The following is a 20760-nucleotide window of genomic DNA, read 5'->3' on the forward strand; positions in this document are numbered from 1 at the left end:
CCGATTCAGGCACCGTCCTCGATCAACTCGATGGCGTTGCCATCGGGATCCCGCACGAATGCCGCGGGGCGGCCGGAGCGGCTGTGTTCCACCGCGAAGCCCGCGGCCTCCAGCCGCGCCGCGAAGGTTTCCAGGTCCTCCACGCGCAGCGCCAGGTGACGGTCCTGCCCGCACCGTACCGCCCGCTCGGTCGGGTCCGGGTTGGGCACCCGCAGCAGGTGCAGGGCCTGGCCGTTGCCGAGGTCGTACCACAGCCCCGGAAATCCGAGTTCGGGCCGCTCCAGCGGCGCCAGCCCAAGGTGGTGCCCGTAGAACTCGCGCGCGGCCTGAACGTCCGCAATGACCAGGCTGGCGTGATGCAGGCCGAGGACTCCCGCATTCCCGCGCCCGGCCCCGGTCATACCCGCAGCATCCCCGAGGCCGGTTCCAGCAGCACGATTGCCTGCGCCGCCACGCCCTCCTTGCGCCCGGTGAACCCGAGATGTTCGGTCGTCGTGGCCTTCACGCTGACGGCCTCGGGCACCAGGCCGGTATCCGCGGCGATATGATCGCGCATGGCGGGGACGTGCGGCGCCAGCTTTGGCGCCTGCGCGATCACGGTGGAGTCGATGTTGACCGGGCGCCAGCCGGCCGCCGCAACACGCTGGAGGACCTCCCGCAGCAGGACGCGGCTGTCCGCGCCGCGAAATGCGGGATCGGTATCCGGAAAGTGTCGTCCAATGTCACCCAGGGCGGCGGCGCCGAGCAGGGCATCGCAGACGGCATGGAGCAGCACGTCGCCGTCCGAATGCGCGACGAAGCCACGCTCGAACGGGATATGCACGCCGCCGAGGACCAGATGATCCCCTTCACCGAAGGCGTGCACATCGAAGCCCTGGCCGATGCGCAACCCGCTCATGCGCTGAACCGTCCTTCCAGCCGGCCCTGCTGCATCAGGTAGAGACGGGCCAGCTCCAGATCTTCCGCCCGCGTGATTTTGATATTCATCGCCGAACCCTCGATCAGCCGCGGGGCCTGCCCCAGAAACTCGATCGCGCTGGCCTCGTCAGTCACCGCATGACCCGCATCGCGTGCGCGCGCATTCGCTTCTCGCAGCATCCCCAGCCGGAACATCTGTGGGGTCAGGGCGCGCCAGACCCGCTCCCGGTCCAGCGTCCGCTCCACGCGGCCGCCGCCATCGCTCCACTTGATGGTGTCGGTACTGGGGCTGGCCAGCAACCCGCCCACCGCGTCATCCCGCAACTCACGCAACAGGCGGTCCACATCCGCCTGCGGCAGACAGGGACGGGCCGCATCATGGACCAGTACCCAGTCGTCCGCGTGCGCCCGTTCGGCCAGGAAGTCCAGGCCATTCTGCACGGAATCCACCCGCTCCGCTCCGCCGGCGGCACGGAACAGCCGCCCGCCCGCCAGCGGCAGATCCAGGGCGTCGGGATCCACGTCGGGTCCCAGCACCAGCACCACGCCGCGAATGCGCGGATGCTCGAGGAAGATCGAGAGGGTATGCGACAGGATCGTCCGCGAACCCAGCGTCAGGTACTGCTTGGGACGGTCGGACCCCATGCGCCGGCCAATGCCGGCCGCCGGGATCAGTGCCCAGAAGGCCGGTTCGCGCGCCGCTGCGCCCCCGGTGTCAGCCATCAAAGGGATCCTCCGGTGGCAGGGTGTCGGTGGCCGGCTCGGCCTCCTCGGGCACCCGCGAGTCGGGACCGGGCTCGGTCTGCCCGGCCGATCCGGGGAGCGGCTCGATGTCCAGCGTGGCGGGTTCGTCCTCGCCCACCACGAAGAAGAAGACCTCGTCCTCGCGGATCATCCCCAGGTCGCGCCGGGCCCGTTCTTCCACCGCCTCGGTTCCGCCGCGCAGGTCTCGCACCTCCGCCTCCAGGGCCTGATTGCGCTGCTCCAGTTCGGCGTTCGAGGCCTGCTGGCGCTCGACCTGCTCGCGCAGGTCGCGCACGTCGCGCCAGCTCCCCTCGCCCAGCCACAGGGGCCATTGCAGTGCCAGCAGCACAAGCGCCAGCCCGATCAGCAGGCCGCGCATCACCCGCACTCCATCGACTTGAACCCAAAGAAAAGCCCTCGCCCGCGCACCGCGCCGAGCGCGGGTACAACGGAACGAGGGCTTTTACGAGTGGCCGGCATGCCCGGCATTCTACGAGGCCCGGACGCCCCGGGACAGGAACCGCGCCGCAGGCTGCGGACTGCATCCTCGACACGGCCGCCCCGCAACCGCCTCAGCGCCCGAAGGTGAACGCCGACATACCCGGGTAGCTGGCCCGGCTCCCCAGGTGTTCCTCGATCCGGATCAGCTGGTTGTACTTGGCCACCCGGTCGGAACGCGACAGCGAACCGGTCTTGATCTGGCCGGCTCGAGTGGCGACCGCCAGGTCCGCGATGGTGACGTCCTCGGTCTCGCCCGAGCGGTGCGAGATCACCGCTGTGTAGTTGGCCTTGCGCGCCAGTTCGATCGCTTCCAGCGTCTCGGTGACGGTGCCGATCTGGTTGAGCTTGATCAGGATGGAGTTCGCGATGTCCTTGTCGATGCCTTCCTGCAGGATGCGCGTGTTGGTGACGAACAGGTCGTCGCCCACCAGCTGCACGCGCTTGCCCAGGCGCTCGGTCAGGGTCTTCCAGCCATCCCAGTCATCCTCGGCCATCCCGTCCTCGATGGTCAGGATCGGGTACTGGTCCACCCAGTGCGCGAGATAGTCGGAGAATTCGTCCGCCGAGAAGGCCTTGCCCTCGGAGTCCAGGTGGTAGTGGCCGTCGCGGTAGAACTCGGAGCTGGCGCAGTCGAGGCCGATCCAGATGTCCTCGCCCGCCTTGAAGCCGGCATTGTGGATGGCCTCCAGGATCACCTCGATCGCCGCGGAATTGGACGGCAGATCGGGGGCAAAGCCACCCTCGTCGCCCACCGCCGTGGCCAGGCCGCGCTTGGCCAGGACCTTCTTCAGCGCATGGAAGACCTCGGCGCCGTAGCGCACCGCCTCGCGCACCGAGTCCGCGCCCACCGGTAGGATCATGAACTCCTGCATATCCACGCTGTTGTCCGCGTGGGCCCCGCCATTGATGATGTTCATCATCGGCACCGGCAGCAGCGTGGCGTCTTCCCCGCCCAGCGTCTCGAACAGCGGCTGCTCGCGATCGGCCGCGAGGGCATGCGAGGCCGCCATGGAGACGGCCAGCAGGGCGTTCGCCCCCAGGCGCGACTTGTTCTCGGTGCCGTCCAGTTCCAGCATGCGGCGATCCACCGCGGTCTGGTCGAGCTCCATGCCGCGCAGCGCGTCGCGGATCTCGCCGTTCACATGGCTCACCGCCTTCAGTACGCCCTTGCCCCCGTAGCGCTTCTCGTCATCGCGCAGCTCCAGGGCCTCGCGGGCCCCCGTGGAGGCACCGGACGGGACCGCCGCGCGCCCCATGGCGCCGGAATCCAGGACAACATCGGCCTCGACCGTCGGGTTGCCCCGGGAGTCGATGATCTCGCGGGCGTGAATCTCCGCAATCTGGGACATGCTCTCTCCTTGAAAAGTACCCGCCCGGACGGAGCCGCCCGGGACGCATTATCGAAAAATCGGGGGTCAGCCGAGGCCGTATTCCGCCTCCGCGAACGGCTGCGCCTTGGTCGCGGCGTCCAGCGCCTTCAGCGTCTGCAGCAGTTCGGCCATCTTTGGCAGCGGCCACGCATTGGGGCCATCCGACAGGGCCCTCTCGGGATCCGGGTGGGTCTCCATGAACAGCCCGGAGACCCCGGCCGCCACCGCGGCGCGCGCGAGCACCGGTACGAACTCGCGCTGGCCACCGGAGGACGCGCCCTGCCCACCCGGCTGCTGCACCGAATGGGTCGCGTCGAAGATTACCGGGCACCCGGTCTGGCGCATCTGGGCCAAGCCGCGCATGTCGGAGATCAGGGTGTTGTAGCCGAACGAAACCCCGCGCTCGCAGACCATGATCTGGTCATTGCCCGCCTCGCGCGCCTTGTCGACGACATTGCCCATGTCCCAGGGTGCGAGGAACTGGCCCTTCTTGATATTCACCGGACGCCCCTGGCGCGCGACATTCTGGATGAAGTTGGTCTGACGGCAGAGGAACGCCGGCGTCTGCAACACATCCACTACGCTGGCGACCTCGTCCAGCGCCGTGTCCTCGTGCACGTCGGTCAGTACCGGCACGCCGATCTCCGATTTCACCTTGTCGAGGATGCGCAGACCCTCGGCCATGCCCAGGCCGCGGAAGCTCCGGGTGGACGACCGGTTGGCCTTGTCGAACGACGACTTGTAGATGAACGGGATGCCCAGGTCATCCGCCATCGCCTTCAGGGCCCCGGCCGTCTCCAGCGCCATGGCCTCGGACTCGATGACGCAGGGTCCGGCAATCAGAAAAAAGGGCCGGTCGAGGCCGACTTCAAAACCACAAAGCTGCATGTCCTGTCCTGTACGGCGGCCGCCACCCTCCGGGCACGGCCGCGAAAAATCGTGTATCGGCGCCCTATTCCGTCAGCGCCGTGGTGGTTTCGGGTTCGCGCGCTTCCTGGTAGTCCCGGGCGGCACGCACAAAACCGGTGAACAGCGGGTGGCCATCGCGCGGCGTGGAGGTGAACTCCGGGTGGAACTGGCAGCCGACAAACCACGGATGCCCCGGGAGTTCCACGGCCTCCACCAGTTCGCCGGATTCCGACACGCCCGAGATGCGCAGCCCGGCCGCCTCCAGCCGTTCGCGGTAGGCGTTGTTGAACTCGAAGCGATGGCGGTGGCGTTCTTCCACCTTTTCGCGACCATAGGCCTCGGCAATGCGCGAACCGGACGACAGCCGCGCACTCTGGGCTCCCAGGCGCATGGTGCCGCCCAGGTCGCTGTCGGCATCGCGCCGCTCGATACGGCCTTCCTGATCCTGCCACTCGGTAATGAGCGCGATCACCGGATGCGGGGTATCGGGCGCGAATTCGGTGCTGTGCGCGCCTTCCAGGCCCGCGACATCGCGCGCGAACTCGATCACCGCGACCTGCATGCCGAGGCAGATCCCGAGATAGGGCACGTCGTGTTCGCGTGCGTAGCGCACCGCGGCGATCTTGCCCTCCACGCCGCGCTCGCCGAAGCCGCCCGGCACCAGGATGGCATCCAGGCCCTCGAGTTCCCGTGCGGCCTCGTTCTCGGCGCCTTCCAGTTTCTCCGAGTCGAGATAGCGGATCCGGACGCGGGTGCCGACCTGTACCCCGGCATGGGTCAGGGCCTCGTTCACGGACTTGTAGGATTCGGTCAGGTCCACGTACTTGCCGATCATGCCGACGGTGATCTCCGACTCCGGGAACTCCATGGCATTGACCACGTGTTTCCAGTCCGAGAGATCCGCCTGCGGCGCCTCGATATGCAGCTTGCGCAGCACGATCTCGTCGAGCTTCTGCGAATGCAGCCAGAGCGGGATCTTGTAGATGTTGTCCACGTCCACCGCCGAGATGACCGCCTTCTCCTCGACGTTGGTGAACAGCGCGATCTTGCGCCGCTCGCCGTCCGGGATTGCCTGGGTCGAGCGGCACAGCAGGATATCCGGCTGGATCCCGATGGAACGCAGTTCCTTGACCGAGTGCTGGGTTGGCTTGGTCTTGATCTCGCCCGCGGCCTCGATATACGGGACCAGCGTCAGGTGCATGAACAGGGCATTCTCGTGGCCGAGTTCCACGCCCATCTGGCGGATCGCCTCGAGAAACGGCAGGGACTCGATGTCGCCCACGGTACCGCCGATCTCGATCAGCGCGATGTCGGCATCGCCCGCCCCTTCGTGGATGGAGCGCTTGATCTCGTCCGTGATATGCGGGATCACCTGCACGGTACCGCCGAGGTAGTCCCCGCGGCGTTCCTTGCGGATCACGTTCTCGTAGATCTGGCCGGTGGTGAAGTTGTTGCGCCGCGAGGTACGGATGCGCACGAAGCGCTCGTAATGCCCCAGGTCCAGGTCGGTCTCGGCGCCGTCGTCGGTGACGAAGACCTCGCCGTGCTGAAACGGGCTCATGGTGCCCGGATCGACGTTGATGTACGGATCCAGCTTGAGCAGGGTCACCTTGAGCCCGCGGGCCTCGAGGATCGCCCCCAGCGAGGCGGATGCAATACCTTTGCCCAGAGACGAGACCACGCCTCCGGTGATGAAAACAAAACGCGTCATGCGGGAAACCTGGCTGGGAGCTGACAAGCGCCCCGTCCCGGCGCGAACCTGGCACGCGGGGTGGGCGGAAAACGCCTGAAAGAGTACCAGAGCACCCGCCCCTGCTCAATCGGAAGGCGGGGGCAACACCTCGTTCCGGGAACCCCGTGCCAGCGGGCGGAAGGCCACCAGGGTCATGTCGTCGCGCCGGGGTTCTCCGTCGCGATAATCCTCCAGCACACGCACGACAGCGTCGATCTTGGCGGACAGATCGCGGCCACTCTTCTCGGCCAGGACCTGGCGCAGCCGACGGCGCCCGAACAAGCGTGGCGGCTCGCCCCCGACATGATCATGCGCACCGTCGGTGATCAGGAAGAATTCGGTTCCCGGCTCCACCGGCACCTCGTGGTCGACCGGCTGCGCGGGCTCCAGGCTGCGGTAGCCGAGCCCCCCGCGCACGCCGCGGATTTCCTCGATCTCGCCACCGCGTTCGATCATCAGGGGCAGCCCGACCCCGGCGAAGGCCAGCATCCGGTCTTCCGGCCGATAGACGCATACCGCGGCCTCCAGCCCGTCATCCGAATCCGAATCCTGACCGTCCTGACGCAGCCGTGAACGCACCAGCCGGTCCATCTCGCGCAGGATCGCGGAGGGTTCCAGCAGACGGTGTTCGTGCAGGATGCGGTCCAGCGCCGACGCCACCACCAGCGTGATGAACGCCCCCGGGACGCCATGCCCGGTACAGTCCGCCACCACCAGGATGCTGTGGCCGTCGATGGCCTCGACCCAGAAATAGTCCCCGCCGACCAGGTGCAGCGGCTCCCAGTAGATCTGCACCTCGTCCAGATGTCCGTCCAGGGCGTGCTTGTCCGGCAGCATCGCGGTCTGGATGCGCCGGGCATAGCGAATGCTCTCCACCACCAGGCGGTTACTGCGCTCCAGTTCCCGGTTGGCCTCGTCCACCTGGGCCATCGCCCGTTCGGTCTCGGCCTTTTCGTCTTCCAGCTGTCGGGTGCGCTCCTCCACACGGCGCTCCAGATCGGCGTTCAGCGCCTTCAGCTCTCCGCGGGCCCCGTCGCGCGCATCCAGTCCCTCCTGGAAGGCGCGCAGCAAGCGGTCCAGCGAACGCCCCAGGGCCCCCAGCTCGTCATTCTCGTGATGCCCCAGGCGGGGCATGGGCCAATGGGCTGGCTGGTCCGGATCAGTATCCGCCACGGCGCGGGAGATCTTCAGCATCGGACGCAGCATGAGGAAGTAGAACAGCACCACGACGACCAGCGAGACGATCACGGCCTGGGTCACGCTGGTCACGACCCCGGTCTGCAGGCGCGCCACGAAGATCCGCCCCAGGACACCGGGGTCCAGCTCCATGCGCAGCTGCCCCACGCCCTGAACGTTGCCCCGGGTTCCCGGATGCGTGAGTTCAAGCTCGTGTGCCCGCAGGTCGCCAAAAAGCCACTGCGCCCAGTCCCCGGACGCGGCCTCCGCCGCCCGTTCGTCCTCGGCCAGAGTATTGCCAAAATCGTCGAGGATCTCCACCCGCCGGATCTCGTCGAAGACGAGCAGGCCCTGGACCAGCGAGTCGGCCTGATCGGCGCTCAACTGAAAGGCGGCCTCCGCCGCGGGCGGCTCGACCAGACGCTGCAGACGATCGACCTGGGCCTGGGTCTCGGCCCGGAAGGCATTCCAGTCGGAGGCAATGACGTAGGCGCTACTGAGGAGGCTGAGCGCAAGCGCGGCCAGCAGCGTGGCGACCGCCAGCTTGGCAACGAGGCTCCGGTTGCGGCGCCGGGTCTCCGGCATCATCCGTGGTCGCCGTGCGTCTGCACGATGACACGGTTGCGCCCCTCGTTCTTGGCGCGATACAGCAGGTCGTCGGCGAGCGCGACCAGTTCGCCGGCATCCGGCCAGGGGTTCGTGGTCACCACCAGCCCGATCGATACCGCCAGGGACAGCGGCTCGTCCTTCCAGTGCAGGCGGGCGTTCTCCACCGCCGAGCGGATCCTTTCGGCCAGGGCCAGGGCGGCCTCGACGTCCAGGTCCGCGGCCACGATGAGGAATTCCTCCCCGCCCATGCGCCCCGCGTATTGTTCCGCCCCCAGTTCGCCGCGCAGGATCTCGGCAAAGCTTTCCAGCGCGAAGTCCCCGGCGGCATGGCCATGGGTATCGTTGAGGGTCTTGAAGTCGTCGAGATCCAGCATCATCACCGCGAGCGAGTGCGACGCGTCACCCACGCTGTCGGCCATGCCCTCGACACAGTCGATCACGCGGCGGCGCGAGAACAGGCCGGTCAGGGCGTCCTCCAGCGCCAGGCGCTCCAGCTCGGCCGTCAGGCGCTCGCGTTCGCGGACCTCGTCGGACAGGGCATTGTTGAGCTGGGCCAGGTGTTCGGCCTGTTCGCGCAGCTGCCGGTTGGCATCCTGGAGATCCGCCTGCATGCGATCGCTCATGCGCATCATGCGCCGCTGCGCGCGGTAGCTCTCGGAATAGGCCTTGGCGAGCACCTTCACCCCGTCGGCCACTGCGTCCAGCGCCTCCAGCATCTGCTCGGAACGCTGCATGATGGCCTTTTCCTGCTCGAACAGGGAAAAGTCGGCCAGGCCCTCGTCCATCTCCTGCCCGTCGCGGGGCCGGCTGGAGGGTTTCATGGAGTCGTCACGAGAGGGGGCGGTCATGTCAGCGGACACATGCGGTAGTCGGCGTGCTGGAAGTCCTCGGAGAAATCCTCGCCGAACTCCTCCATGGTTTCGTCATCCTCGTGATAGCACCAGTTGATACGGACCTTCAGCCCGGCCTCCGCCCCGTCTTCCAGGATCTGGAACATGTTCATCAGGGCCTTCGCGGTGGACGAATTGAAATAGATCATTTCCACCGTGAATTCCACCTCGTCGCTGGCGCGGTCCTCGATTGCCTGGCGCAGCCCCTGGGTCAGGGGGCCGTAGAAGTTCGCCGCATCTTCCGGATACGACTCCCCCGACAGTCGGTACTGCCCGGCCGCGAAATCGAACTGCACCGCGGGGGTCCGGTCGGTTGCCTCGTGTTCAATGGTCTCGACGACTGCCATCAGATGTAGGCCTTCAGGACAAAGTAGGATTGGGCATCGGAAATATGCTGAAAATCGAACTGGATCGGTTCGCTCGCCCGCCGTGCGATCTCGATCAGGCCGATACTGCCGCCCTTGCTGCCCTCGTCCGGCGGCTCGCGCAGTTTTTCCTTGTAGAAGCGACGCAGCTCGTCGCTGTCCATCGCGGCCAGTTCGCGCAGGCGCGCCGCCAGGGTGTCGGCGTCCTTGCGCCCGATGACATTGCCGCAGATGACGAAGAAGCGGCCGTTCTCCGAACCGACCGTGATCATCCCGGAACTCAGCTCGACGGGGGGCTCGTCATCGTGCTCGATGCGTTCGGCCGAATACCGGATGATGTTCTGCACCTGCTCGACAAAGACCGAAAAGACCCGGTTCACGGTCTTCGTGTCGGTGGATTCGAGCCGGATCTTCTGGCGCAGCGCATCGCCCAGGGCCTTCAGGATGCCCTCGGAGATGTAACCGGTGAACGAAAAGATGATGCCGCGCCGGGTCATGTTGCGCTGAAACCCCAGCACCTCTTCGGCAATCAGGGTCGATGACGCCGCCTGCGCCTCGGCTGCCTCACTCATCTCGCTCTCCATTGCTGTTCAGTACGGCCTCGACGATCGCCGCGTAGCGTCCGTCGGTGCGCATCGCATCCAGTTCTTCCTGCATGCGGTCCAGCGGTCCGCGCTCGGTCTCCGGGTGGCAGGCGAGCGACATCACCGTATCGTTGAACGCGAACAGGGATTCGAGTTCCCCGATCCCTTCCAGGCGCGCATACCAGGGCGCGAGGTGCTCACCGCTCACCCAGACATCGATCCGGTTGGCCGCCAGCTTGCGCGCGTTCAGCCGATCATTGGGGGCGGTATCCACCGGAATCCCCTGACGTTCGACATGCAGGGCCACGGCATCGTCGCGATAGCCGCCCACGCGGTAACGCTCCAGTTCGGCCAGGGACGATGCATTTACGTCCGACCCCTCCAGCACGAATGCATGCCACTGGTTCTCGACCAGGGGGCCGACCCAGGTAAACAGATCCTCGCGCTCCTGCGTGCGCGTCGTTGAAAAGACGCAGGTACCGGGGACCGACTGGGCCTCGGCATAGGCGCGGCTCCAGGGCAGGAGCCGGATCTCCGCGTCCACTCCCGCGGCCTCCAGGAGCTGATCCATCACGCGGACGGAGATCCCGTCCAGCTCCCCGGATTCGGTCTCGAAATTGAAGGGGGGATAGCTCTCGGTGGTCAGCGTTAACGTGTCGGCTGCCAGCGGCGCCGCCAGAAACGCCGCGGCCGCCAGCAAGGCTGTGCCCGTACGTCGCCCGCACTGTGCCGCGAAACCTGTCACGTGCCGCTCACCCGAAACCCATGAAGACGGCCCAAGAATTGTCCGATTCGGACGGCTCCGTCAACTCCGCGCGTTAGCTCGGTCCGGCCAGAGGACTGCGACAATCACGCCATCCGCCTGACGCAACAACGGAATCCGCTGACGCGCCCAGGGCGGGATCCCGCGCTCCTGCATCAGCTTCTTCAGCGGGCGGTGGCCGGCCGGCGTCGCGACCCGCTCGCCCCCACGGCGATAGCTAACGGTCAGGGGGGCATCGGGCGCGACGCCGAGCTTCCGCAGGCCCGAACGCGTCAGGCGCCGCCCGTCCGCGAGCCGCAGTTCCGGCTGGTCCGCGGGCCACTCCTGATCGGGCGGAGGCTTCTGCCCTTCGCGCCCCTCCTGCCGCGGCCCGGCCCATAGTTGATCGCGGTAGCGGCGCATCCAGCCGTCTTCCCATTCCACCCGCGGGCTGGCGTCGGGGTTGTCCGCCACCACCTGGCGCAGGAATTCCCCCAGGCGTGCGTGACCCGGCGGCCGCAGCCCCTGTGCCTGCAGCCAGTGCCGCACCAGCCCGCGGGCGGACCCGTTATCCAGCCTGCGCACGTGAGCAAGGTCCAGCCCACCGGACTCCGGGTCCCGTGCCGCCTCCATGTGATCGGCGAAATGCGTCCGCAGCTGACCGGCGACCTCCCGCTGCCAGCCGGCGGCCCGCGCCAGGCCGGTCACACTCCCGAAGCGTTCGCGCAACAGCGGCAGGACCGACTGGCGCAGGAAATTGCGATCAAAGCGCGCATCGCGATTGCTCGGATCGTCGTACCAGTCGAGACCCTCGCGCCGGGCATACTCGACCAGCGCCGCCCGGGGAAGGTCCAGCAGCGGCCGGCCCAGCCAGGTGGCCCCTTCCCGTCGCAGTGGGCGCATCCCCCGCAACCCGTCGGGTCCACTGCCGCGCAGGGCCGCCAACAGGAAGGTCTCGGCCTGATCGTCCGCGTGCTGCGCGGCGAGGAGGATATCCGTCTCCTCCAGCCCGTCGCGCAATGCTATGTAGCGCGCCTCGCGCGCGGCGGCCTCCAGCCCCGACGGGCGCGGATCAAGCGGTTCCAGCCTGCAGGTCCGGAACGGGCAGTTCAGCGCCCGGGCCACCGCACGGCAATGCTCGGCCTGGCGCCCGGAGTCGGCCCGCAGACCGTGGTCCACGTGCATGGCCTCGAGACCGGGAATGCCCAGACGCACCGCCGCGTGCAGCAGGACGGTGGAGTCCAGGCCGCCACTGAAGGCAATGCGCACGCGCCGGCGGGCAGGAGGGGGGTCGAGAAATGCCCGCAGCGCGGTGGCTACGGGATCGGGCGCCGGGGCGCCCCGCTCAGGAAGCGGCTTCCTGGAAGGCACCGTAGTCCATCAGGCGGCGATAGCGCCGCTCGAGACGCTTGCCCGGATCCAGTCCCTCGAGGCCGTCCAGGGTCTCCAGGAGCGCGGTACGCAGGCGCGTCGACATCGCCTCCGGGTCGCGATGGGCACCGCCCAGAGGTTCCGGCACGATCCGGTCCACCAGCCCCAGCTCCTTCAGGCGCTCGGAGGTGATTCCCAGCGCCTCGGCCGCTTCCGAGGCCTTCTCCGCGCTCTTCCAGAGGATGGAGGCACAGCCCTCGGGCGAGATGACCGAATACGTCGAATACTGCAGCATCAGCGTGGCGTCCCCGACGCCGATGGCCAGCGCCCCGCCGGATCCGCCCTCGCCGATCACCGTGGCGATGATGGGCGTATCCAGGCGCGCCATCACCCGCAGGTTGCGCGCGATGGCCTCGCTCTGCCCGCGCTCTTCCGCACCGACGCCCGGATAGGCGCCGGGGGTATCGATGAAGGTCAGCACCGGCATGCGGAAGCGCTCGGCCATCTCCATCAGGCGCAGGGCCTTGCGATACCCCTCTGGCCGCGGCATGCCGAAGTTGCGGTACACCTTGTCCCGCGTCTGGCGCCCCTTCTGATGGCCGATCAGCATCACCGGGCGACCATCCAGACGCGCCACCCCGCCCACAATCGCCGGGTCGTCGCCAAAAGCGCGGTCCCCGTGCAGCTCCTCGAACTCGTCGAACAGATCGGGGATGTAGTCCAGCGTGTAGGGACGCCGCGGATGCCGCGACATCTGCGCGACCTGCCACGGCGTGAGCTTGGCGAAGATGCTCTCGGTCAGCGACCGGCACTTGTCCTCCAGGCGCTGGATCTCTTCCTGGATGTTGACCTCGGCGTCGTCGCCGACATAGCGCAAATCGCCGATCTTCGCCTCCAGTTCGGCAATGGGCTGTTCGAAGTCGAGAAAGTCCGGATTCATGCAGAGTCCCGAAGGCTTGTTGGTAGAGGCCAGCGAAAGACGCGAATTGTAACCAATCGCGGCGCGCGCCGCTCCCGTGCCGATGCGCAGCGGTCTATCGACCGTACAGCACCTGCGCCTCGCAGTCCGGCCCCAGCGACTGCTGGATGCCGCGCAACAGGCGTTCGTCCGGCCGGATCGTCCAGCCCTCCGGCAGGCTGATATCGGCCTCCAGCCCATCCCGGCGGTAGCACATGTGCACACGGCAGGGCCCCTCGCGATGCGCCTCCATCAGCCCTCGCAGGTGGGCGACCTGTTCCGGCACCACGCCCTCCAGGCACAGGTGCAGCGCCCGCGCCCACTGCGCGCGCGCCTCGTCCAGGCTGTAGACGGCCCGCGCCCGCATGCGGGTACCCCCGGCATAGTCGTCCAGCGTGACGGTGCCTTCCGCGACCAGCAGCGCGTCCGGTTCCAGGCGGTCCTTGTACTGGGTGAAGTCGTCGTTGAACAGCACCACCTCGGCCCGCCCGCTGCGGTCATCCAGGGTAACGATCCCCATGCGCCCGCTCTGCGTGTTGCGCACGCGCACGCCGACAATCAGGCCCGCTATGCGCACGGTCTCCTGCTTACCGCGCCATTTCTGGCCCTGCGTCTCGTCGGGGCGATCCTCCAGTTTGGCCTCCAGGGCCTGCAGGGTGGTCCCGGTCAGGCGCAGCAGCTCCGCCCGATAGCGCTCCACCGGGTGACCGGTCAGATAGAGCCCCAGGGTGTCCTTCTCGCCCCGCAGGCGTTCGTCATCCTCCATCTCCTCGAGGGTCGCGCTCTCCGGGATGACGGCCGCGGCCGGGTCGCCGAACAGGTCGACTACCCCCAGGCTGGCGTTGCGCTCCGTTTGCTCCGCGGCCGCCACGGCCATGGGGATATCGTTCAGCAGCGTCGCGCGATTCGCGCCCAGACCGTCCATGGCCCCGGCACGCACCAGCGTCTCCAGCACGCGCTTGTTCAGCTTGCCCAGATCCACCCGCTGACACAGGTCCACCAGCCCGTGGAAGTCGCCGCCCTGCCCGCGCGCCTTCAGTAGCGTATCGATCGCGGACTCGCCCACACCCTTGATCGCCCCCAGGCCGTAGACGACGGTCTGCGCGTCGCGGCAGGTAAAGCGGTAATCGGACTGGTTCACGTCCGGCGGCAGGACTTCCAGCCCCATGTTGCGGCATTCCTCGATCAGCCCGACGACCTTGTCGGTGTTGTCCATGTCCGCGGACAGCACCGCCGCCATGAAGGGCGCCGGATAATGCGCCTTGAGCCACGCCGTCTGGTAGGCGACCAGGGCATACGCCGCCGAGTGCGACTTGTTGAAGCCGTAGCCCGCGAACTTCTCCATCAGATCGAAGATGTAGGTCGCGACCCCTTCGTCGACCCCGCGTCCGAGTGCGCCCTCGAGGAAGATCTCGCGCTGCTTGGCCATCTCCTCGGGCTTTTTCTTGCCCATCGCGCGCCGCAGCAGGTCCGCGCCACCCAGGGTGTAGTTGCCCAGCACCTGGGCAATCTGCATCACCTGCTCCTGGTACAGGATGACGCCGTAGGTCGGCTTCAGGATCGGTTCCAGATCCGGATGCGGGTACTCGACCTGGGCACGACCGTGCTTGCGGTCGATGAAGTCGTCCACCATGCCCGACTGCAATGGCCCCGGCCGGTAGAGCGCCACCAGCGCGATGATCTCCTCGAAGCTGTCGGGCTGCAGACGCTTGATCAGATCCTTCATCCCGCCGGATTCCAGCTGGAACACCGCGGTGGTCTGGTAATCCTTCAACAGGCGGAAGGTGTCCGGATCATCCAGCGGGATCGCGTCCAGGTCGACCCGCTCCTCGGCATCCATCTTGCGGACGTTCTCGACCGCCCAGTCGATGATGGTGAGCGTACGCAGGCCGAGGAAGTCGAACTTGACCAGGCCGACCGCCTCGACATCGTCCTTGTCGAAGTGGGTCACCAGCGATCCGCCATCGTCTTCGCAGTACAGCGGCGAGAAATCGGTCAGCGCGGAGGGTGCGATCACCACCCCGCCCGCATGCTTGCCGGCGTTGCGGGTCAGGCCCTCGAGCTTCTGCGCGAGGTCGATGATCGCGCGGACCTCCTCGTCCTCGTCGTACAGCGCCTTCAGGTCCTCGCTCTCGGTCAGGGCCTTTTGCAGGGTCATGCCCAGTTCGAACGGGATCAGCTTGGCGATCCGGTCGACGAAGCCGTAGCCATGGCCCAGCACGCGCCCGACATCGCGCACCACGGCCTTCGCGGCCATGGTCCCGTGGGTGATGATCTGCGACACCTTGTCGCGACCGTAGCGTTCGGCGACGTAGTCGATCACGTCGTCGCGCTTCTCCATGCAGAAATCGACATCGAAGTCGGGCATGGAGACGCGTTCGGGATTCAGAAACCGCTCGAAGAGAAGCTCGTAACGCAATGGATCCAGGTCGGTAATACCCAGCGCATACGCCACCAGCGAGCCCGCGCCCGAGCCACGGCCCGGGCCCACGGGGATGCCGTTGTCCTTGGCCCACTGGATGAAATCCGCCACGATCAGGAAGTACCCGGGGAACCCCATCTGGCAGATCACGTCCAGTTCCCGCTGCAGCCGCGCCTCGTAGTCCTCCTGCGGCGCGAAGCAGAAGCGCTCCAGGCGGGCGGCCAGACCCCTCGCCGAGGTCTCGCGCAGGTGATCCTCCACCGTGTACCCCTCGGGCACCGGGAAGTCCGGCAGCACCGATTCGCCCAGGGTCAGACTGACCGAACAGCGCCGCGCGATCGCGACGCTGTTGGCCAGGGCCTCGGGAATATCCGCGAACCGCTCCGCCATCTCCTCCGGCGAACGCAGGTACTGCGCCTCCGAATAGCGCCGCGGCCGCCGCGGATCATCGAGGGTCACGCCGTCGTGAATGCAGACCCGGGCCTCGTGGGCCTCGAAATCTTCCGGACGCAGGAAACGGACATCGTTGGTCGCCACCACCGGCAGGTCGAAGGCCTCGGCCGCGGCCAGGGCCTGCTCGATCCAGGCCTCCTCGCCCGGCCGGTCCGAGCGCACCAGTTCGAGATAGAAGCGCCCCGGGAAGCGCCGCATCCAGGGTTCCAGATCCTCGGCCAGCAGGGCGCGGGCGGTCCCTGAACCGTTCACGAACAGCCCGTCGATGCCCCCCGACAGCGCGATCAGGCCCTCGGCCGCCGCGTCCAGCCAGGCACAGTCCACCCGCGGGATCCCCTTCTCCTGGCCTTCCTGCCAGGCCCGCGAGATCAGCCGCGTCAGGTTGCGGTAGCCGGGATCGTTCTGCGCCAGCAGCGTCATCCGTGCCAGGCTGCCGTCGGCGCGCGCATCGCGTACCAGCACGTCCGCCCCGATAATCGGCTGCACGCCCTGTGCGATCGCGGCGCGGTAGAACTTCACCAGCCCGAACAGGTTGCAATGATCGGTGACCGCGACGGCCGGCATGCCGCCATCGACGACGGCCTTCACCAGCGGCTTCAGCCGCACCAGGCCGTCGACCAGGGAGTACTCCGAATGCACCCGCAGGTGCACGAAGCCGGGATGGGCTTCGCTCATGCGCCGGCCTCCTGCTCCCGCGCGGCGATGGCACGCGCTACGGGCCCGAAGCTGCGCCGGTGCTGGGGACACGGACCCAGGCGCTCCAGGGCCTCGCGATGGGCCACCGTCGGATAGCCCGAGTGCCGGTCAAAGCCGTACTCGGGGTAGTCGCCGTGGAGTTCACGCAACCAGCCGTCGCGGGCCACCTTCGCGATGATCGAGGCTGCACTGATGGCCGCCACCGAACCGTCCCCGCCGACGATGGCCTCGGCCGTCCAGGGCCCCTCGGGGGTAAAGCGCCCGTCGACCAGCAGGTGCGCGGGTGCCAGGGCCAGACCGGCCACGGCTCGCTGCATCGCCAGCAGAGTGGCGCGGTGGATATTCAGTGTGTCGATCTCCGCGGCCTCGGCCCGCCCCAGCGACCACGCCAGTGCATCCGCGCGGATCTGTACGTCCAGCGCCTCCCGGCGCCGGGCACTCAGCTTTTTGGAGTCGGTCAGGCCGGGACAGGCGTAGTCCTGCGGCAGAATCACGGCCGCCGCGACCACCGGCCCGGCCAGCGGCCCGCGCCCGACCTCGTCCACGCCGGCGACGTGGCGCTGCGCTGCCTCTGTCATGGAGTCTCCACCACGGTGAACTGCGGGCAATCATCCGAACGCGACCATGCGCCGCGCCGGGGATCCGTTACAATAGCGCCGAAAATCCTAGCACACCCCCTCCGGATCCGAGCCTACCCATGTCCCAATCCCCGTTACGCTGCGCCGCCATCGGCGTGGGCCACCTCGGCAGATGGCATGCCGCCAAGTACGCTGCGCTCCCCGATACCGAACTGGTGGCCGTGGTCGACGCCGACCCCGAAACCGCCCAACGCGTGGCGGCCGACAACGACTGCCGTGCGGAGACCGATCATCGTGCCCTGATCGGGCAGGTCGATGCGGTTTCCATCGCCGCCCCCACCACCCTTCACTACGACATCGCCCGCGATTTCCTCGAGGCCGGCTGCCACGTGCTCGTGGAGAAGCCCATCACCGCGACCCTGGAGCAGGCCGAGGCCCTGAACCGGATCGCCGAGAAGCAGGGCGTGGTACTCCAGGTCGGGCATCTGGAACGCTTCAATGCCGCCCTGCGCCGACTGACCGAGAGCCCGCTGCATCCCCGATTCATCGAGTCCCACCGCCTGGCGCCCTACAAGCCGCGCGCCACCGATGTCTCGGTCGTCCTGGACTTGATGATCCACGACATCGACATCATCCTGTCGCTGGTGGACGCGCCGCTGACCGAGATCCGCGCCTCCGGTGCCCGGGTGCTGACCGGCGACATCGACATCGCCAACGCCCGCCTGGAGTTCGCGAACGGCTGCGTCGCCAATGTCACCTCCAGCCGCATCAGCACCAAGTCCGAGCGCCGCATGCGCATCTTCCAGTCGCATGCCTACGCATCCGTCGACTTCCAGAATCGCATCCTGTCGCTGAACCATATCGGTGACCCCGATCCGGAGACCGGCGCCCCGGCCATCCATCGCGAGGAGAGCGTGTTCGACGAGGCCGATGCCCTGCTCGCCGAGATCCAGGCTTTCGTGGCCGCGGTCCGCGGCCAGGGTCCGGTCGTCGTCAGCGGCCGCGACGGCCAGCGCGCTCTGGAGACGGCCAGCCGCATCACCGACCTGGTCTATGAAAACCTGAACATCATGAGCCGGGCCGACGGCCCGCACAGCCACCTCGATGCGAACCCCACAGGAGTCAAGCCGTGATCCCGATGGTCGACCTGCAGCGCCAGTACCAGAGCCTGCGCCCCGAAATCGATGCCGCCCTTCAGGACGTGCTGGCCGGCGCCCGTTTCATCCTGGGCCCCAATGTGCAGACCCTGGAACAGGAACTGGCCGACTACCTCGGCGTCGAGCACGCGATCACCTGCGCGTCGGGCACCGATGCCCTGCATCTGGCCCTGGCCGCGGCCGGGATCGGCCCGGGTGACGAGGTCATCACCACCCCGTTCACCTTCATCGCCACGGCCGAGGCCATCCGCTACGTCGGGGCCGACCCGATCTTTGTGGACATCGACCCGCGCACCTTCAACATCGATCCGGATCAGGTAGAGGCTGCGATCACCGAACGCACCCGGGCGATCCTGCCGGTGCACCTGTTCGGCCAGCCAGCCGACATGCCACGCCTGCAGGCCATCGCCGAGAAGCACAAGGTGATGATCGTGGAGGACTGTGCGCAGTCCTTTGGCGCGACGGTCGACGGCGTGCAGACCGGTGCGGGCAATGCCTTCGGCTGCTTCTCGTTCTTCCCCAGCAAGAACCTCGGGGCCTTCGGCGACGGCGGCCTGGTCACCACCAGCTGCCCGTCGTCCGCCGAGGCCCTGCGCCGTCTGCGCAATCACGGTTCCAGCGAGCGCTACTACCACGACGAGATCGGCTACAACAGCCGGCTGGACGAGATGCAGGCCGCGATCCTTCGGGTGAAGCTGCCGCACATCGATACCTACAACGCGGAGCGCCGCCGGGTCGCCGCGCGCTACCGCGACGGCCTGGCCGGCCTGCCCGTGGAGGTGCCCTTCGAGGACGGTATCGGGACCCACGTCTACCACCAGTACACGCTGCTGACCGATCACCGCGATACCATCATGGAGGCCCTCAAGGCCGCCGAGGTCGCCTGCGCGATCTACTACCCGGTGCCCCTGCACCAGCAGAAGGCCTTCGCCGACCTGAAGAATCGCCCGGAATCGCTGCCCGTCACCGAAGACATCGCCGCGCGCTGCCTGTCGCTGCCCGTGTTCCCGGAACTCGAGGACGCGACCATCGACATGATCTGCGGGAAGATCCGCGAAGCCCTCGCATGACGCCACCCCGCCCCGCGCCGACTGGAGCCCCGCTCCGGCAATGACGCAGCATGTGGTGATCTGCGCCGGGGAAAGCTCGGGAGACGCCCTCGGGGCGGGGCTGGTCCACGAGCTCTCCGCGCTCGAGCCCGGACTGCGCTACTCGGGCATGGGCGGGACACAGATGCGGGCCGCCGGCGTCGACACGCTGATCGACGTCTCCGAGCTCGCGGTGGTCGGCCTGGTCGATGTGCTGGTGAACTACCCGCGCCTGCGCCGGCTGTTCCGGCGCATGAGCCGCCATCTCGAAACCGAGCGTCCGGACCTACTGGTCCTGGTCGACTACGTGGAGTTCAACCTGCGCCTCGCGGCACATGCCCGCCGCCTCGGGATTCGCGTGCTGTTCTACGTCAGCCCGCAGCTTTGGGCCTGGCGCTCCGGGCGCATCAAGCGCATTCGCCGCTGCGTCGACGCCATGGCGGTCCTGTTCCCGTTCGAGACCGAGGTCTACGAGACCGCCGGCGTACCGGTGCGCTATGTCGGCAACCCGTTGGTGGACCGGGTGCAACCGCCGCAAACACCGATTCGGGAAACGCTGGACCTGCTGCCCGAGACGCGACTGGTCGGCCTGTTGCCCGGCAGCCGGAGCGGCGAACTGAAGCGCCACTGGCCCATGCTCGTAGACACGGTCCGGCGCATCCATGCCGCGCATCCGGATGTACGGTTCGTGGTTTCGATGGCACCCGGGGTAACGACCGATCGCTTGACCGAGCTCGCGGCCTGGGACGACCTGCCCCTGCAGTTCGTGGGAGGTGATACGCAAACCCATTCCCTGATGGCCGGGGCGGATCTCCTGCTGATTGCCTCCGGCACAGCCACGCTCGAGGCCGGACTGCTCCAGGCCCCGATGCTGGTCTTCTACCGGATGGGGGCCGTGAGCCATGCTGTGTTCTCGCGCCTCGTTCGCCTCGAGAACATCGCCCTGGTCAATATCGTCGGGGGCGAGCGCCTGGTACCCGAGTACCTGCAAGAAGATGCCAGCCCCGAGCGCCTCGCGCGGGATGCCATGAGCCTGCTCACACACCCCGAGGAACGGTTGGCCATGCGTGAACGGCTGGCCCGCGTGCGAGAACGCCTGGGGGATGGTGGGGCCGACCGCCGCGTCGCCGAAATGGCGCAGGAACTCCTCCAGCACGGCCATCTGTTGACTAGGGAGACGCTGATTTAATCACAGAGGACACGGAGTGCACGGAGAAGGGAAAGGTCAAAGGCGGTATACAGGAAGCTGGGAAGGCAGGAAGGGGTTACAGGGGTGAGGCGCCGGTGGGCTCGGGGGCATCTGGGAGCTCCTGAGGGAGCGTGGCTGCGAACGTAGCGCGACTATGTTCCGTGAGACGGGGCGCCCTCGCCGTTCGCCACGTCGCTTTGTGACCCAAAATGACGAATGGGTCGCCCCCGGATCACATACCGGTGATGGCCCATTCACTTTGCGGTTACAGCAACGGTCCGCCAGAAAGGCCCGTTTACTGAAACCAT

At 67.5% G+C, this 20760-nt stretch carries 19 protein-coding genes; 3 read left to right on the top strand and 16 right to left on the bottom strand.

From position 1 onward, the window contains the following. Positions 1-5 precede the first annotated feature (5 nt). The 16 genes from F793_RS0102905 to rnhB form a co-directional block, all read right to left on the bottom strand. Complete coding sequence (locus tag F793_RS0102905) at positions 6-401, bottom strand: VOC family protein (RefSeq protein WP_018882041.1); 396 nt, start codon at positions 399-401, stop codon at positions 6-8. Continuing rightward, positions 398-898 carry a 2-C-methyl-D-erythritol 2,4-cyclodiphosphate synthase gene (ispF, locus tag F793_RS0102910; RefSeq protein ID WP_018866966.1) on the bottom strand — a complete coding sequence of 167 codons (501 nt, stop codon included), beginning with the start codon at positions 896-898 and terminating at the stop codon, positions 398-400. The genes F793_RS0102905 and ispF overlap by 4 nt, the downstream gene beginning before the upstream one ends. Next, entirely contained in the window at positions 895-1641 is a 747-nt protein-coding gene (gene ispD / locus F793_RS0102915; protein WP_018882040.1) for a 2-C-methyl-D-erythritol 4-phosphate cytidylyltransferase, read from the bottom strand. The genes ispF and ispD overlap by 4 nt, the downstream gene beginning before the upstream one ends. Next, positions 1634-2041 (bottom strand): cell division protein FtsB, encoded by a 408-nt coding sequence (gene ftsB / locus F793_RS0102920; protein ID WP_018882039.1) that lies wholly within the window; start codon positions 2039-2041, stop codon positions 1634-1636. Before ftsB ends, ispD begins: the two co-directional genes overlap by 8 nt. Before the next feature lie 193 nt (positions 2042-2234). Then, entirely contained in the window at positions 2235-3512 is a 1278-nt protein-coding gene (eno, locus tag F793_RS0102925; RefSeq protein WP_018882038.1) for a phosphopyruvate hydratase, read from the bottom strand. 66 nt (positions 3513-3578) lie between these two features. Beyond that, positions 3579-4421 (bottom strand): 3-deoxy-8-phosphooctulonate synthase, encoded by an 843-nt coding sequence (kdsA, locus tag F793_RS0102930; protein ID WP_018882037.1) that lies wholly within the window; start codon positions 4419-4421, stop codon positions 3579-3581. A 64-nt stretch (positions 4422-4485) separates the two neighbouring features. Then, positions 4486-6153 (bottom strand): CTP synthase, encoded by a 1668-nt coding sequence (locus F793_RS0102935; protein ID WP_018875547.1) that lies wholly within the window; start codon positions 6151-6153, stop codon positions 4486-4488. A 105-nt stretch (positions 6154-6258) separates the two neighbouring features. Then, on the bottom strand, positions 6259-7935 hold the full coding sequence (locus F793_RS0102940) for a SpoIIE family protein phosphatase (protein WP_018877455.1): 1677 nt from the start codon (positions 7933-7935) through the stop codon (positions 6259-6261). Beyond that, a complete protein-coding gene (locus F793_RS0102945; protein ID WP_018882036.1) occupies positions 7935-8744 on the bottom strand; it encodes a GGDEF domain-containing protein in 810 nt (269 codons plus the stop codon). Before F793_RS0102945 ends, F793_RS0102940 begins: the two co-directional genes overlap by 1 nt. Positions 8745-8803: 59 nt before the next feature. After that, on the bottom strand, positions 8804-9196 hold the full coding sequence (locus F793_RS0102950) for a DUF1987 domain-containing protein (protein WP_018866974.1): 393 nt from the start codon (positions 9194-9196) through the stop codon (positions 8804-8806). After that, positions 9196-9786 carry a SiaB family protein kinase gene (locus tag F793_RS0102955; RefSeq protein ID WP_019583900.1) on the bottom strand — a complete coding sequence of 197 codons (591 nt, stop codon included), beginning with the start codon at positions 9784-9786 and terminating at the stop codon, positions 9196-9198. Before F793_RS0102955 ends, F793_RS0102950 begins: the two co-directional genes overlap by 1 nt. Then, on the bottom strand, positions 9779-10498 hold the full coding sequence (locus F793_RS0102960; protein ID WP_018882035.1) for an ABC transporter substrate-binding protein: 720 nt from the start codon (positions 10496-10498) through the stop codon (positions 9779-9781). The genes F793_RS0102955 and F793_RS0102960 overlap by 8 nt, the downstream gene beginning before the upstream one ends. 105 nt (positions 10499-10603) lie before the next feature. After that, the gene (tilS, locus tag F793_RS0102965) at positions 10604-11809 is read right to left on the bottom strand and encodes a tRNA lysidine(34) synthetase TilS (RefSeq protein ID WP_018882034.1); all 1206 of its coding nucleotides are present in this window, start codon (positions 11807-11809) and stop codon (positions 10604-10606) included. A 76-nt stretch (positions 11810-11885) separates the two neighbouring features. Next, positions 11886-12851 carry an acetyl-CoA carboxylase carboxyltransferase subunit alpha gene (locus F793_RS0102970; protein ID WP_018866978.1) on the bottom strand — a complete coding sequence of 322 codons (966 nt, stop codon included), beginning with the start codon at positions 12849-12851 and terminating at the stop codon, positions 11886-11888. 94 nt (positions 12852-12945) lie between these two features. Next, entirely contained in the window at positions 12946-16419 is a 3474-nt protein-coding gene (gene dnaE, locus F793_RS0102975) for a DNA polymerase III subunit alpha (protein ID WP_018882033.1), read from the bottom strand. Next, positions 16416-17018, bottom strand: a complete 603-nt coding sequence (gene rnhB, locus F793_RS0102980; RefSeq protein WP_018866980.1) for a ribonuclease HII — start codon at positions 17016-17018, stop codon at positions 16416-16418. Before rnhB ends, dnaE begins: the two co-directional genes overlap by 4 nt. A 119-nt stretch (positions 17019-17137) precedes the next feature. Here rnhB and F793_RS0102985 point away from each other — a divergent pair, with 119 nt between their 5' ends. From F793_RS0102985 to lpxB, 3 genes are read left to right on the top strand one after another with little or no spacing between them, the layout of a single operon-like run. Next, the gene (locus F793_RS0102985; protein ID WP_018866981.1) at positions 17138-18151 is read left to right on the top strand and encodes a Gfo/Idh/MocA family protein; all 1014 of its coding nucleotides are present in this window, start codon (positions 17138-17140) and stop codon (positions 18149-18151) included. Next, the gene (locus F793_RS0102990; protein WP_018866982.1) at positions 18148-19245 is read left to right on the top strand and encodes a DegT/DnrJ/EryC1/StrS aminotransferase family protein; all 1098 of its coding nucleotides are present in this window, start codon (positions 18148-18150) and stop codon (positions 19243-19245) included. The genes F793_RS0102985 and F793_RS0102990 overlap by 4 nt, the downstream gene beginning before the upstream one ends. Before the next feature lie 40 nt (positions 19246-19285). Beyond that, positions 19286-20452, top strand: a complete 1167-nt coding sequence (gene lpxB, locus F793_RS0102995) for a lipid-A-disaccharide synthase (RefSeq protein ID WP_018866983.1) — start codon at positions 19286-19288, stop codon at positions 20450-20452. Positions 20453-20760 lie beyond the last annotated feature (308 nt).

The sequence above is a fragment of the Thioalkalivibrio sp. ALE22 genome, from assembly GCF_000381445.1.
Classification (GTDB): Bacteria; Pseudomonadota; Gammaproteobacteria; order Ectothiorhodospirales; family Ectothiorhodospiraceae; genus Thioalkalivibrio.

Coding starts and splice junctions, on each gene's coding strand:
- F793_RS0102905 (WP_018882041.1), bottom strand. CDS start 401: ATGACCGGGGCCGGGCGCGGGAATGCGGGAGTCCTCGGCCTGCATCAC.
- ispF (WP_018866966.1), bottom strand. CDS start 898: ATGAGCGGGTTGCGCATCGGCCAGGGCTTCGATGTGCACGCCTTCGGT.
- ispD (WP_018882040.1), bottom strand. CDS start 1,641: ATGGCTGACACCGGGGGCGCAGCGGCGCGCGAACCGGCCTTCTGGGCA.
- ftsB (WP_018882039.1), bottom strand. CDS start 2,041: ATGCGCGGCCTGCTGATCGGGCTGGCGCTTGTGCTGCTGGCACTGCAA.
- eno (WP_018882038.1), bottom strand. CDS start 3,512: ATGTCCCAGATTGCGGAGATTCACGCCCGCGAGATCATCGACTCCCGG.
- kdsA (WP_018882037.1), bottom strand. CDS start 4,421: ATGCAGCTTTGTGGTTTTGAAGTCGGCCTCGACCGGCCCTTTTTTCTG.
- F793_RS0102935 (WP_018875547.1), bottom strand. CDS start 6,153: ATGACGCGTTTTGTTTTCATCACCGGAGGCGTGGTCTCGTCTCTGGGC.
- F793_RS0102940 (WP_018877455.1), bottom strand. CDS start 7,935: ATGCCGGAGACCCGGCGCCGCAACCGGAGCCTCGTTGCCAAGCTGGCG.
- F793_RS0102945 (WP_018882036.1), bottom strand. CDS start 8,744: ATGGACGAGGGCCTGGCCGACTTTTCCCTGTTCGAGCAGGAAAAGGCC.
- F793_RS0102950 (WP_018866974.1), bottom strand. CDS start 9,196: ATGGCAGTCGTCGAGACCATTGAACACGAGGCAACCGACCGGACCCCC.
- F793_RS0102955 (WP_019583900.1), bottom strand. CDS start 9,786: ATGAGTGAGGCAGCCGAGGCGCAGGCGGCGTCATCGACCCTGATTGCC.
- F793_RS0102970 (WP_018866978.1), bottom strand. CDS start 12,851: ATGAATCCGGACTTTCTCGACTTCGAACAGCCCATTGCCGAACTGGAG.
- dnaE (WP_018882033.1), bottom strand. CDS start 16,419: ATGAGCGAAGCCCATCCCGGCTTCGTGCACCTGCGGGTGCATTCGGAG.
- rnhB (WP_018866980.1), bottom strand. CDS start 17,018: ATGACAGAGGCAGCGCAGCGCCACGTCGCCGGCGTGGACGAGGTCGGG.
- F793_RS0102985 (WP_018866981.1), top strand. CDS start 17,138: ATGTCCCAATCCCCGTTACGCTGCGCCGCCATCGGCGTGGGCCACCTC.
- lpxB (WP_018866983.1), top strand. CDS start 19,286: ATGACGCAGCATGTGGTGATCTGCGCCGGGGAAAGCTCGGGAGACGCC.